10 protein-coding genes and 2 pseudogenes are annotated in these 13,355 nt (G+C 66.8%); 1 reads left to right on the forward strand and 11 read right to left on the reverse strand.

Annotation, left to right across the window (positions count from 1 at the left end; all coding sequences use genetic code 11):
- Window positions 1-355 precede the first annotated feature (355 nt).
- Both PV419_RS07325 and PV419_RS07330 read right to left on the reverse strand, forming a co-directional pair.
- The gene (locus PV419_RS07325; protein WP_319686917.1) at window positions 356-2,911 is read right to left on the reverse strand and encodes a GmrSD restriction endonuclease domain-containing protein; all 2,556 of its coding nucleotides are present in this window, start codon (window positions 2,909-2,911) and stop codon (window positions 356-358) included.
- Window positions 2,912-3,279: 368 nt separating this feature from the next.
- The gene (locus PV419_RS07330) at window positions 3,280-3,999 is read right to left on the reverse strand and encodes a hypothetical protein (protein WP_319686918.1); all 720 of its coding nucleotides are present in this window, start codon (window positions 3,997-3,999) and stop codon (window positions 3,280-3,282) included.
- A gap of 546 nt (window positions 4,000-4,545) precedes the next feature.
- Between PV419_RS07330 and PV419_RS07335 the strand changes: the two genes are divergently transcribed.
- Entirely contained in the window at window positions 4,546-6,009 is a 1,464-nt protein-coding gene (locus PV419_RS07335; RefSeq protein WP_319686919.1) for an ATP-binding protein, read from the forward strand.
- Window positions 6,010-6,092: 83 nt separating this feature from the next.
- On the opposite strand, the pseudogene PV419_RS07340 reads toward PV419_RS07335, so the two are convergent.
- The 9 genes and pseudogenes from PV419_RS07340 to PV419_RS07380 form a co-directional block, all read right to left on the reverse strand.
- Window positions 6,093-6,398: pseudogene (locus PV419_RS07340) on the reverse strand (hypothetical protein); the annotation flags it as partial.
- Between the two features lies 1 nt (window position 6,399).
- Window positions 6,400-6,701 (reverse strand): annotated as a pseudogene (locus PV419_RS07345) (DUF234 domain-containing protein); the annotation flags it as partial.
- Between the two features lie 808 nt (window positions 6,702-7,509).
- Window positions 7,510-8,253 (reverse strand): hypothetical protein, encoded by a 744-nt coding sequence (locus tag PV419_RS07350; RefSeq protein ID WP_319686920.1) that lies wholly within the window; start codon window positions 8,251-8,253, stop codon window positions 7,510-7,512.
- A 123-nt stretch (window positions 8,254-8,376) separates the two neighbouring features.
- Complete coding sequence (locus tag PV419_RS07355) at window positions 8,377-8,853, reverse strand: SAM-dependent methyltransferase (protein WP_319687546.1); 477 nt, start codon at window positions 8,851-8,853, stop codon at window positions 8,377-8,379.
- A gap of 128 nt (window positions 8,854-8,981) precedes the next feature.
- Window positions 8,982-9,461 carry a hypothetical protein gene (locus PV419_RS07360; RefSeq protein WP_319686921.1) on the reverse strand — a complete coding sequence of 160 codons (480 nt, stop codon included), beginning with the start codon at window positions 9,459-9,461 and terminating at the stop codon, window positions 8,982-8,984.
- 465 nt (window positions 9,462-9,926) lie between these two features.
- Window positions 9,927-10,769, reverse strand: coding sequence for a MerR family transcriptional regulator (locus tag PV419_RS07365; RefSeq protein ID WP_319686922.1), 843 nt, complete (start codon window positions 10,767-10,769; stop codon window positions 9,927-9,929).
- Window positions 10,770-11,346: 577 nt separating this feature from the next.
- A complete protein-coding gene (locus PV419_RS07370; protein ID WP_319686923.1) occupies window positions 11,347-11,949 on the reverse strand; it encodes a hypothetical protein in 603 nt (200 codons plus the stop codon).
- 84 nt (window positions 11,950-12,033) lie between these two features.
- A complete protein-coding gene (locus PV419_RS07375) occupies window positions 12,034-12,555 on the reverse strand; it encodes a transposase (protein WP_319687547.1) in 522 nt (173 codons plus the stop codon).
- Window positions 12,552-13,094 (reverse strand): winged helix-turn-helix domain-containing protein, encoded by a 543-nt coding sequence (locus PV419_RS07380; protein WP_319686924.1) that lies wholly within the window; start codon window positions 13,092-13,094, stop codon window positions 12,552-12,554. The genes PV419_RS07375 and PV419_RS07380 overlap by 4 nt, the downstream gene beginning before the upstream one ends.
- Window positions 13,095-13,355: the final 261 nt, after the last annotated feature.

The raw sequence follows: 13,355 nt of genomic DNA on the forward strand, positions 1-13,355 counted from the left end.
ACGTCATCTGCGTGCGGCACGGACCATTCCAAGCGCCGGAGCGCATTGACGCGAGGACTACCCGCGGCCAGTAACTCCCCTTAACTGGCCGCCCATGGAGGTGTTTCACCTGGCTGTCAACAGCTGGCCGTCGAGGCGGGTAGTGGCAGAAGCCAGCCGGTCCAGGCGTGCCCTTCGGCTCGGGCTCTGGGTGCTGCCCCGGCAAGAGACCCAGCTTCACGACTCGCGAATAAAGCCACGGAACAGACGTAAACTGACGAACCGCCCCGTGAGTTTCTCGCCGGCAGACGCAGGGGAACGCTGACGTTCTCAAGGCGGCGATCCGGCCGCCGACGTCCCGAGTGCTCGCCGTGCGTCACAGGCTCTGCTGACGGAACCATTCCAGCGTCTCGGCAAACCGGACCAGCCCACCGCCGCGCAGGACGCCCAGTGGAAAGCTCGGCCGTCGCCGGGGCAATTCCGCATCGGGGACGGTCAGCGTCACCCCAGGAATCGCCCGGATCCGGTCACGGAGTTCCGCGAGTAGCACTGGCCTGGTGAAAGGCTCCCGCCTCGCCAAGTGTGCGAAGACCACTTCGACGACTCCCGATCGCGGATAGATGCTCACGGGCCATATCGAACCCTGCGAGCCGTTTCCTGCGCGGAGCATCGGCGCGCAACTCGTCTCCTCGGCGAGGCCGTATCCGAGCCACCCGCCATCCGCCTCCCACTTGCGCAGCAGGGTCAGCAGCCCGTCGGCGAGGTCGGGGTGGTGAGTCCTGAGTAGCTTGCCGAAGTTCTCCGCCGCACGGTCGGCGATAATGCCCTCGGCCTCGGATGCTGCCGCGGCCTCCGCTTCCGCCTCACGGGGCCTGTCGAGACCGGCCAGATCGGCCAGCTCTTCCGTGGTCAGCTTCCGTTCGGGGTCGGCCACCGCGCCGTTGAAGCGGACACCCTCACGCTCGAGCGCCTCCCGCTGGGTCTCCTTACGGCCGTCGAGCCAGGCGAAGTCGGGCGAAGACGTGCCGTTGGCCCGAAGCACCCGATGGGCGTTGGGGATATCGGTGCGGGTGGCCAGATAGTTTCCGACGGTCTGGGGAGAGCCGGCTCCGGTCACCGCGGCGAGGTCCTTGTATGTGGTCCACTTGCCGGAGGGCAGGGCCGCCAGCACCTTCCGCAGCCTCAGCCACTCCGAGCGCTCACCGGACTGGCCGCCGTCACCCGCGAGGGGCCCGGGCCACATGCGCACCGCGCGATCGGCGAGCCGGTCGGCGCGGCTGAGAATCTCTCTCCTCCCCCAGCGTTCGGTGGCGGCGATCTCCCGGTTCATCCGCAGGGCGCTCTGGTCGAAGATCTGCTGCTTGCGCTCGTAGGGGTGGTTGGACAGGCGCGTGTTCTCACCAGTGAGGGTCAGATTGCCCAGAGTGTGAACCAGCGTCTCGTGCAGTTCCTCTGCCCGCTCCCCCTCCTCGGCGTCCTCGGCCAGCATGGCAAGCCATTCCTGTCCGGGCCGCTGCGGAAGTACGTGCTCGATGGTCGCCCAGGCCCGCGAGAAATCGACCGGCTCCGGAGCCATGCAGTCCTCCTCGAACCGCCTGAGCACGTAGGCGCGGTGGCGGCTGCTGCCCTGCCAGTAGAAGGGCTGGGTACGGATCGCCTCACGCAGGTCCTCGTCCCGTGGCCACCCCCGCCGCAGGCCGGACAGGTAGCGGCGTACCGCCTCCGGCAGCGGACGGTCCCGCTCAATACCCGAAGGCAACGTGGCCAGAATCTGCCGAACGCTGTGCGACGGTTCCCGACAGATCATGCGCCGGACGAGGAAGCTCTCCACAAAGCTGAGCGCTTCGACGGCCTCCCTGGGCTCGACCGTCCCACGATCCACTCGGTCCAGAACATGGAGTGCCGGAGGATAATGGGCTTCCCCGCCCCACTGGACAAGACGCTGCAGCACCGCGCGCAACTCGGCGTCGGGCTCGCGCTCGGGCTCGAAGACCCGCATGAGCAGGTGGCCAAGGCGACGGAGACGGGCCAGATCGTCCCGCAGCCCTTCCTCATCGGAAGCAGCGACAATTTGGCCCATCCGCCGTTGTTGCCCCTGGTAGACCTCGCTGATGGTGACCCGCGACTGTCCCTGCAGAACGAGGTCCAGCCACGCCAGAGTAGTCAGTCGCTCCGGCCCGAGTTCCGTCTGCAGGGGAAGCCATATCTTGTCGTACACGTGCTCGCCCAGACGCGGGAGCTGCATGAACACGTAGTTGCGCAGGAGGTCGGCCTGGCTCAGCGGCTTGCCCGTGTTGTTCAGGGACTCGAAGATTCGAAAGGCGTTGTCCTGTGGCCCGGCGGTGATCGTCACCAGCGTAAGCCGGTGCCGCAACGCCTGGTCGATGTGACGAACGGTGTCCCACTCACCGGCAGGGTCATACTCGGCGAGCGCCGCCAGGAAGAACCGGTAGGCGACGCCGATACTGTCGTCCCCACCCGCCTGGGGATCGTTGTCCACACACGCGAGGTACGAAGGCCGGTCGGCCTGTGTCGGGAGCAGACGGTAGGCGTCGAGGCCACCGTAGTCCTCTTCGTTGATCAGGTACCGACGGTGAATGAGATCGGCCTTGACCTTGTCGAACCTCCGCACGTGATCACGAAGGGCGCAGGCAAGCAGCATCAGCGTTGTCAACCGCTGCTGACCATCGATGACGACCCAGCGTTGCACGGTGTCGGGCATGGGCGGGCGGGGATCGAGCACCAGCGAGCCGAGGAAATGGCCGCTGGGCGCCTGTGATGCGTCCGAGCCGACCGTCGCCTGCTCCACCAGGTCGTCCCACAGCCGTTGATGGTCGTCGACATCCCAACTGTAGGTGCGCTGATACAGCGGAACCTGAAACTGGTTGTCCCCCTGTATCAGCCGCTCGAAGGTTGTCTCCCGCGCTTCCACCGATCCTCCGCCTCCCCCTGCGCCGGGACCTTCCGCCCGGCGTCCCCAAGGCTGACAACCTAACGAGAATGCGTCACGCGAGCAGAGCTGCCTGTGCGCTTCCGGGGTTCCTCCGCCATCTTGGCCGAAAACGTGATACGCCCGGCGCTCTGCCCGACAGGTGGGCCCGTACGGTCCGCAGTTGATTCCACAGGGGCGGCTCTCTATCTCTGCCCCGACTCTCACGCCATCTGCTGGGGATGGGAGGGCGGGCTGGTCCGGCCCCGCCACACTTGCGTCGGTCGGATCGCCGACTAAGCCGGACATTCAGCCACGCCGGTGAAACTGCCGGGATAGACCTCTCATAGCGCGTGTTTCTGCCCGTGGCCTCAGCGTCCTTGAATCTCAGCAGTCTTCCGGGGATCGTGCGCCAGAATGTGGGTCGCGAGTCGCCGTACCTGCTCTTCCACGGACTGGTCGCGGGTAACGAACAACTCATACCCGTAGAAATCTGTACGCTCGCCCGGTCCCCGGGCCTGGTGGAATTCGACATCAACGCCCTCGGGGCTTGTGAGCTCCTCGGGGATGCCGGGCTCCTCACGTCGTGGCGAGACACTCGTGAGGACGCAACCCCACTGCTCGAACCAGCCGCTGTCCGCGAGGGTCTGCTCGAGCAGCCGGGCAATGGTGTCCACCGGCTCTTCCCAACTGCGGTCCGCCGCGGCCCGCGCGAGTTCAGCCTCGTACTGGGAGGCATCGAAGCGGAAGTCCGGGGGCACGGCAGTGATGTCGCTGGTGTTTTCCCAGCCGTCCCAGATCACCCGATCGCCCTCGCGGCGCATGGTGACGTACAGGGCGCCGCAGCAGCCGGCCGTGCAGGTCGGCTCGGTGATCATGACCCGGCGGGGTTCCTCCGTGACAGCCAGCGGCCAGCTCTCGGCCGGCCCCCTCCAGTGTCGGCAACTGAGTGCCATCCCTTCCGGGTGGACCTCCTTCAGGACGTCCACGCCGCCGATCAGGGGCCGCACCTCGGCCCAGGGATCCGCCGCCCAGTCGTCTGGAATCCTGTGCTGCAAAGTCAAGGTACTGATCGCCAGCTGATCGGTCATCATCACATTCTCGGTTGACGCCGCGTAGCCGCATACTCATTTTCTGGCTGGCTGTGATCACCCTCGGCCGGCCACCGAGCGCGGCCACCGCTCGGTTGTCCGTCCCGCCCCAGCCGACGTAGCGGCGGGCGAGGTACCAGGCCTCCTGCCACACCTGCCAGTAGGTCGACGTGCCGAGCAGGTCGCCGCGCTCGTTGGGAATGAGGCGCCCATCCGGGGCCGTGCCGAACTCCTTCACGTGATCTCGGAGCAACGTCACGAGCACGGGTGGGATAGGCACGGAAAGCTCTGTTCCGGGGTCCCCCGACTTCAGCCCTCGCTTGTCGTGGCGCTGCCCCGAGTCGGTCCACCTCTTGCCGGAGATCGGCCGAGTCTCGCGCAGCGTCAGAGTCCCCCATCCGATCTCTGGGAGGTGGCCGTCCGGCAAGCGCAACAGGCCAACCGCCTCTGCCGGCCTCATCGCGGCGTGTCGAGAGCCCCACTGGACACGGAGGTATCAGCTAAATTGGAGTTACGTAAACTGGTTCTACCTAGAGGGGGGTCATCATGCCCGCACCATCCCCCACACCTTTCGTCGGCCGTTCAACCGAGCTCAAGCTGCTCCACAAACGACTCGACCGCGTCACCCAGACGGGGGCGGGCATCGCTATCGCCATAAGAGGACGGCGACAGGTCGGCAAATCGCGGCTGGTCCAGGAGTTCTGCGACCAGGCGCAGGTGCCGTATGTCTTTTCCTCCGCGATCAAGGGTGCCTCACCCGTCGAAGGGGTGACGGCTTTCCTCGATGAGCTTCGCGAGTCGTCGTTGCCCTCAGACCGCGAGCTGGTTCCGGTGCATACCTCCGCGAGCTGGGCCGACGCGTTCCGGGTACTCACTTCCGTACTGCCCGCGAGCCCGTCCATCGTGGTACTCGACGAGCTCCCCTGGCTCGCCGAGCAGGATCCGGTCTTCGACGGGACGCTGCAAACCGCGTGGGACCGCCTGCTGTCCAGCCGGCCTGTGCTGTTGATATTGCTGGGCAGCGACCTGCACATGATGGAGCGGCTCACCGCCTACGACCGCCCGTTCTACGGCCGTGCCGACAACCTGGTGCTGGGACCGCTCAACCCGGCCGAAACAGGGAGCGCACTGGGCCTGCCCCCCTCGGAGGCCATCGACGCGCACCTCGTGTCCGGAGGCCTTCCGGGCATCATCCGCGCCTGGCCGCACGGCACACCCGCCCTGACGTTCATCGAGGCCGAATGCGCCGATCCCGCCTCACCGCTGTTCAGCATCCCGGATTCGGCTCTCATGGCCGAGTTCCCCGCGCCGGACCAGGCGCGCCGCGTACTGGAGGCGGTCGGAAGCGGTGACCGCACACATGCCAACATCGCCGCCACGGCGGGCAGCCAGAGCGGAGCCCTGCCGTCCGGCGCTCTCTCGCCCCTCCTGCGCCGCCTCACGGATGAGAAGCGCGTGCTCGCCGCCGACAGTCCACTGTCCACCAAGGCCGGTAAGCCGGCCCTCTATCGAGTGGCGGACAGCAACCTGCGGCTGTACTTCGCCGTACTGCGCACCGCGCAGCAGTTGGCTCTGCGCGGACGTCCGGAAGCCGCTTTCCAGCTGGTACAGCGTCGTTGGAACGCCTGGCGGGGACGTGCCGTCGAGCCCCTCATCCGTGAGTCGCTGGAGATCGCCGCGGCGAGCGGCGCCTTGCCGTGGCCCGACGTGGAGGCGGTGGGCGGCTGGTGGAACCGTCAGTTCAACCCCGAAATCGACCTGATCGGCACGGACAGGTCGCCTGTCGCTGCACAGCTCTTCTTCACCGGATCGGTCAAATGGCTGGCGTCGCCGTTCGACCAGCATGATCTCGCGGCCCTTCAGAAGGGCGCGGCACTAGTGCCCGGCTTCATTCCCGGCAGCACGGGGATGGCTGTCGTCTCGCTGTCCGGTACTGCCGAACAGCTGGACACCTCGACAATCGATCTCCTCTGGGGGGCAGCGGATGTCGTCGCCTCCTGGCAGTCATGACATGAGCCCTTGCGGCAGGGCAGCATGCGAGAGTCGCTGCCGCTCCGGTCGTACGGGCGCGGCTTTCGGGGCCGGTTGTGGGTTCACAGGCCGTGCTGGTCGAGGAGCCGCATCAGGTTGCGCTTACGCTTCTGGTCGGCGCGCAGGGCGATGAGGTACGTGGTGAACTCGTCCTTCGTACCCAGGCGGCAGTGGCAGTCGCGGATGCTCAGCAGCAGGCTGGCGAGTTGCTCGTAGACCGCGTTGCCCGTCTGCTTCATGAGGGGTTCAGCCAGGCGCCAGTAGACGCGGAGCGCGTCGGCGGGGCGGGTGGCGCGGGTCTGGTCGGCGAGGGTGAGCCACTGTCCGTCGTGGGCGCCGGTCTCGGTGGCGGCCTGCCAGGCGGCGTCGGGGCACCGCGAGCATGTCCCGGACCAGGGCGTCGTACTCGCGTCGGCCGAACGGATGGGACTCCAGCCACTTGACCGAGCCGATGAAGTGCACCGCGCCCGCGACCGGTTCGCGGTCGGCGCCGATCAGGTCGATCTCGGGGCTGTTCTGTCGGTTCCACCAGCCGCCGACCGCTTCCGCGTGGGGCCATCTGCCATCGGGGAGCAGGCGCAGCAGCGACTCGCGGATGACCGGCTCGACCGCACGGCCTCGCCAGGTGGTGCCCACCGCCGGCAGCGGCGCCTTAAAGATAGTTTCGATCTTACGTAGACTGGATCTTACTTGGGTGTCGGCTCCCTTCTTTGGGCAACGCGGGCGATTCCCAAAAGGTCGACACATCGACTCGGCATTCTCACGGTCTTGGGCAGACACCCCGAAGGTCTGACTGGCAGAGGCCGCGAGGGGCGGCCCCGTCCGCAGCGGCCGAAGCGCCAATCGTCTCCTTGCCCCCTCGATGCACCGGGACGGCCGTCTGGATCACCAGCTCACCGCCCACCAATGGCCCGGTTCGTCCCCATGTACCGGGTCCTCCGCCGGGGGCACCCAGAAAATGGGAATGGATACGACGGTTTTGCCGTGATTGTCCATCCTGGGTGTCATGATCGGGTGCCAGCACTTCGGTGCGGGCGCCCGATTCTTTGTTCCAAGCAGATGCCCCGGGATCGTCACCCGCAGGGTCAGCTCTTCGCCGGGCCGGCTGTAGCGGACCTCCAGCCCGAATGCGTTGTAGAGCCGCCGCTGGATCTCTTCTGGGACCCAGGCAAGGTCGATGTTGAGGCGCGGAATCGCATCCAGTAGGGCCGCGTTGTCGGCGGGGCGTGCCGCCTGCTTCGGGGGCTCCCAGACGGGCCAGCTGCTCAGCGAGCTCCGTGCGCTGCCTGCCCAGGGTGGCGTGCTCCAGTCGGATCGCGTCGTGGAACTCCTTCTCCTGACCGGATCGCAGCGAACAGCTCCGTCCGCGACAAACCCATCCCGGCCTCCCGACACGACCCTGATCAAGCAACACGGCCTCCGACGTGACCGTGATCGACGCACAAACCCTGCCGTCGCCGGGCGGACGGAGCAGTGCATTCACTCCAAAGAGGGCACGTCGCAGACCCGCTCGTCGGCGTACCCACGAACGTCACCAGCCTTTGGAACGGAACTCTCCGTCGCGCTAAAGGCTGCCCCGAAAGGCGCCGTTTGTGGTTCGCCAGCTGCTTGAAGTCCTCGGGCCAAGCGTGCGAGCGTCTCAGGGACCCCGCGCACGGTCACGCTCTGTTGCAGGAGTTCGAGGTCGGCGCCGTGAGCGCCGAGGTGGGCCAGGAGCGGCTGATACCGATCAGGGCGATCGCGGAGGAACTCGGTGGTCAGCCGGAGCTCCAGCCGCACGCATTCGATGCGGTGCCCGCCGCAGTCCACGGTGACGTAGTGCTCCCAAGGGCCGGGCCCCTGGCACTCCCACCCATCCTCGTCGCACGGTACTTCCACCGTGCTGACGCTGAATCCGACGCCGTCCAGGCTGTAGCAGGCGAAGTACTGGCCAGCAGATGCGAGCCATTGCGGAGCGGTCACACACGGCACGTCCGCCAGCGCTTCGGCAACGGCGTCGACGTCGTGGCGCCGGTCGACGAGGATGTCGACATCGCCCACCGGCAGGTCGACACCCTGCAAGCAAGCCGCTGCCGTGCCGACGAGCCGGTACCGGAGCCCCGGAGCAACAGTCCTGATCAAGTCAAAGCCGGTACGCAGCACCGCGTCCAGGTCGTGGCGATCGTGCAGCGGCCGAGTTTCGATCCCATCCATGGTCGACAGGATGCCCACCGGGTCTGACATTGCTCGCTCCCACCGACCGGCCAGTCTGACGCTACGCAGCCGAGGGGAGCCAGATCAACTTCTTACGTATGGAGCCACTTCTGATCCGTGCGGTGGAGCCCAAAGAGGTGCTTACAAACACTCTTAACCCTGCCAGTCGCCCCAATAGCCCGCCAGCATCTCCCCCGGCCAATCAGGCTCCCTGACCTCGCCGCTAGGTCCCATTTCTTTGAAGTACGGAGATAGGTCGAATACGGGGCTGCCATCGATGGCGTCCAGATCCGTCACGTGAAGGTCGAGGCCATCCACCTTCAAGAGGCGCGGGAAGGATTGCGCGAGCTGATTCGGACGCCGGTGGTTGCGATGGACGAAGGTTCCGGTAGGCGGCCACACGGGATTGTTGCGCGGGCTCCGGGCGTGCAGCGCGACATCATTCGGCGATGCCTCGTGAAAGTGCCAGACGACCAACAGGTGGGAGAACTCCTCAAGGCCCTGGACGACCTTGACGGGGAAGTCCGGATTCAGACGGATGATCGCCGTGCCGCTCCAGTGGTCGTCGGTAGGCTCGACACGTCCGCCCACTACGGTCCCGATGGGCTTGATCTCCAGTGGCCGTGTCATGCGCTCGTCCTCGTCCCTTCGTCGTGACGCGGTCAACCCCTCCATCACTTCGAGGACGTCGCTCCGGGTGGCGCACGCCTCTTCCACGCTGCCAGCAGCGATCTGCGTGGCACCCAGGTACCCGAGCGTCACCACTGCCGGATGGCTCCCGGGCCATCACTGGAGTCCCGCAAGGTGCACGCGGTCTCGTGTGCCAGCCATGCCTCCGCGAAGAAGAACGTGCGATGTGGTTCCTCGATGTCATCGTTGGCGGAGGCAAGATCGTCCTCGGCTCGCAGAAGGGCTTTCGCCGCTGCCTGCTTCTTGCCGTCGGCGGCCAGCCCGCGGGCATGAACCACCCCGAGCAGGGCCCGCTCCCGCGGAGTAGCTGAGGCGTGGTGCTGTCCCGCGATGGAGGCGGTCGCCAGTTCGAGGCCTTGTTTGAAGAATCCGAGGTCAATGGCCTGATGAGCCACGGCGCGCAGGATATGGCCAGTGAGTGGCGGATTGCCGGCACGCGCGGCCAGTTTCACGGCCAGGATGAAGTACCTCCGCGCGAGGGCGTGCTCGGCGTTGTCGAACGCCATCCAGCCCGAGAGATAGGCCAGTTCCCCAGCGGCGGAGAACATGTCGCGCCGCACCGGCTCGTCGGGAAACGTTCCCCGCAGGAAGCCGGCGACGTCCGCGAGTGCAGATACTGCGCCAGCGCCTTTCTGCCGTGGCCACCGCCGCGCCGCTGGTCGGTTCGCGAGAAGGCGACGGTGAGTCCCTGAATCGTTGCCACATCACCGCGTCCGACGCGCTGTTGCTTCGGCAGGGCCGAGGCGGGCGGCGGTGCTGCCATGGTCTCCCACCACGAATCCTCGGGCAGTGACAGAGATGCCACGGAGTACACCGCGCCTGTCAGAAGGGTTCTCCGGTCCGCATCCTCCCCGCCTCCGCCACGGAAGGCTGTCAGCGGCCAGTCCGGAATCCCCATGTACGGCCAGTTGAGCTGTCACTCTCGGTTTCGGATTGACCGGTTCCTGATGTGGCCGGTCACGTACAGGTGGACGCGATGGGATGCCGGCCAGGTCGGTACCGGGCACAGGCGATCAACTGTCTGCGCAGGCGTCTTGGCCGACGAGCTGTGCCACGCGCTCCATGCAGCGCATCCGGGCAGGAGAGAAGTCGTAGGGCATCTTGGTGATCGCCTCCGAGGCGCCCATCTGCGTGTCCTCCTCCTCTGACAGATCGGCGTCGTAGGTCTCGAAGAGCTCGTCATCGGCCGTGTCCAGCCCGGCTGCCGTGATGGCCTGCAAGAGGGCCATGTGGTGGGTGTATCGCTGTACGGCGATTTCCTCGACACGCGGGTCATCGGGGTCGACGCCGTCGTCGAGGGCGGCCTCGGCCTCGTCGAGACGGTCCTCCTCGGCCCGTAGGTCGGGATGGGTGGCCAGCACGATGTACACGCTGGCCTGTATTGCGGAGCCGAGCGGACCGAAGATCCGTTCCGTGACCAGCAGGGCCTCCATGTCGGAGGCGCGCAATGCACCAGGGGGCAGGTGGCTGAGCCGATCCGTCACCAGCTCGGAGAGCAGGCCCTGCGGGCTGCCCACAGCCCGCAGGCGCCCGACGGCCGCGCGCTGACGTTTGATGTCGGCCTCCTGGGCAGCCAGGGATTCCTCCAGCCGGCCCAGGGTCTCCTCGATGTCCCCGGATTCGTCGAAGGCAGCTCGCATGTCGTCCAGACTGATGCCGACCTCCGCCATTCTGCGGATCCACAACAGGCGGATCATGTCGTCGTAGCCGTAGCGGCGGCGGCCGTCTCCACCGCGCTCGGGTTCCGGCAGCAGACCGATCTGGTGGTAGTGGCGGATAGCGCGTGGGGTGGTCCCGGCGAAGGCGGCAGCAGCGCCGATCTTGACCTGGCGGGGCGGTGTGACGGAGGGGTACATCGCAGACGGAGCCTTTCGTGCTGTGGTGCCTCGACGACACCACATGCCGCTACGGCAGGTGCAACAACACACCGGGTTCCACCGACCGCGAGGCCCTGGCCACCGCCGGAACCGATCACTGTGACGAGGCATCCCGTATCCCACTGGCAGACCTCTGCCCCTCATCCGCCAGCCGTTGTGTGCCACGAATTAACACGCAGAGTGACACCGGCGGCCAGATAACTCCCCATGGCGGGCGGCCAGGACCGAGGGGGCGGCGCTGCAGGCCCGCCCGACGGAGGGCGCGCTTGGGCCGGGCGCGGGTCACATCACCGGCGACGGGCAGAAACCATCCGACCGCCCTTGGCGTGTTCCTGACTGACTGCCCGCCAGTTCTTGCTAGAGATCTTTAACGGTGCGGGTTACGCCGGGGCGTGAGGGCTGTTGTGGGCTGCGCTATGCCGGGAGAATGAGGACGCGGATTCCGGGAGAACCGCTGGCGGCGGGCGTTGGCTTCAGGCGGTCGGCAGGCTCTGGCTTCCAAGGGCCCCGGCGGCGCCCCCAAAGCCCTCGGCCGCCCGGTACGACGCATTCACGTTCAGGAGCCGCCCAACCACTCCTTGCGCCACGAGTCGAAGTCGATCTTCTCGGACCCGAACTCCTCCAGCCAGTCCACGAACCGGGCGCCGTACTTCTTGCGGCCCGACCCCAGGATCTCGTCGGCTTCCGCGTCGGTGGGAGGGGTCAGACCGAATGTCTCCTTCAGCCAGACCACGTACGCCTCGTGCCCAGGGGAGTGCTCCTCGTCGGGGTCCGCCTCGCGCTCCTCGTCCCAAGGGGTGAACCACTGGTCGTCGATCGCGAGCAGCCGGAATAGGTTTCGCAGGCCCTCGATGATGTCGAGATCGCCTTCGTCGCCGAAGCGGATGATGGGAAGCGTGGCGAGGTCGGTGCGGTCGTCGCAGTGCCACAGGGCGTAGAACGAACCCGAGCCGGTGGCCTGGGCGAACGGGGTGAGCCGGTTGAGGTGGCCTCGTGTCTCCTCTTCGCGCCTCTCGAGGCTCAGCCACTCCACCAGACCGGCGTCGGGTCGGTTGTACTCGTAGAACTCGAACCCGTCGGAGAAGTAGGCATCTCCAGGGCCGTCGGAGAACTCCTTGAGCAAGTTCAGTTCAGAAATGGGCGCGTAGGTGTTGGTCATGTCTTCTCCGGTGCGGAATCGAGTGGTTGACGTGTGGCGCGCACGCTACCGCCCGAGACTGACACCGAAGGCCGCCCTGTGCGTTCACGGGTCGAGCCCGGTCTTGGCGATGAGACCCTCGATGAGGCGGGGGCGGTACTGCATCCGTTTCAGCCGCGTCTTCACCAACGCGGTGAGCTGGTCGAGGCTGTGTTTGGTGAGGTTGGCCAGCGACCTCTTCAGGTGCGACCACACACCCTCGACGGGGTTGAGTTCGGGAGCGTATGGCGGCAGCTGGTAGACGGTCAGCCATAATCGAGCGGCGATCAGCTCGTGCATGGTGCGGCTGACGTGCGTGTTCAAGTTGTCCCACACCAGAACGATGGGGCTGCCGAGCTGCTGGTGCGCGGCATCCAGCAGGCGGGTGTAGTCGGTCTCGGTGAAGCCCTTGCGACGGCCCTTGGCGGGACCACGGTCGAGGTGGATGCGGTAGATCAGCCGTGGCCGGTGGCCGGCTTTGGTGCAGATCAGCGCCGCCATCGAGACACGTTTGGTGCCTGCGGCGGTGACCCGCACCACCGGGGTGCGGCCCCGGCGGCCCCAGGTTCGGCCCTTGGGCGGCCTCAGGCCCTGGCCGGCTTCGTCCTCGAAGCAGACCCAGGCGCCCAAGTCCGCCGCCTTCTTTTTATGACGGGCCACTGCTCGTCCTTCCAGGCGGTGATCTTCGACTCGTCCCGCTCGGTGGCCTTGCGGGATGGGACCTGCACGCTCCAGCCGATGCGGTGCAGCAACAAGTCCAGCCCGGCCAGGGTGTACTCGACGCCGAACCGGCGGCGCACGATCTCAGCGATCCGGGCCAGCGTCCAGCACTGGTCACTCCAGCCGGAGGCGGCCGGGCCAGCATCCAACACCGCCTCCAGAACGTGGAGTTGTGCCGGGTCGAGCTTGCAGCGGGCGCCGCCGGCGCCCTTGGAGGCCAGGGCCTGCCGACCGCCCGAAGCCAACGCCCGCCGCCAGCGGTTCGCCGACATCCGGGTCACCCTGAACCACCGGGCCACCTCCCGGTCACTGGCCCCGGCCTCGATCAAGTCAGCAGCTGCGAGCCGGACTTGCTCACGCCGAGCCCGTTCCTCGGCCGTCAATCCACCGCCATCGGGATACCTCATTCTCCCGGCATAGCGCAGCCCACGACAGCCGTCACGCCCCCACGTAACCCGCACCGTTAAAGATCTCTAGCGTAACGATAAGTAGTCGAATCAGCCGAATCCGGGGGGTAAGGATGACATTCGACAGGGAATGGGCGGAGCTGGTATCCGCTGCGAAGGAACAGCAGTCGGTCGGAATGCGACTCAACCGGGCCGAGCCGGGATCGGGGGGTTCCGGGACGAATCGCGATCTTGTCGTCCACCAGGACGATCTCGGAGCAG

This window comes from Streptomyces sp. ME19-01-6 (assembly GCF_033793745.1).
In the GTDB taxonomy this organism is placed as follows: Bacteria; Actinomycetota; Actinomycetes; order Streptomycetales; family Streptomycetaceae; genus Streptomyces.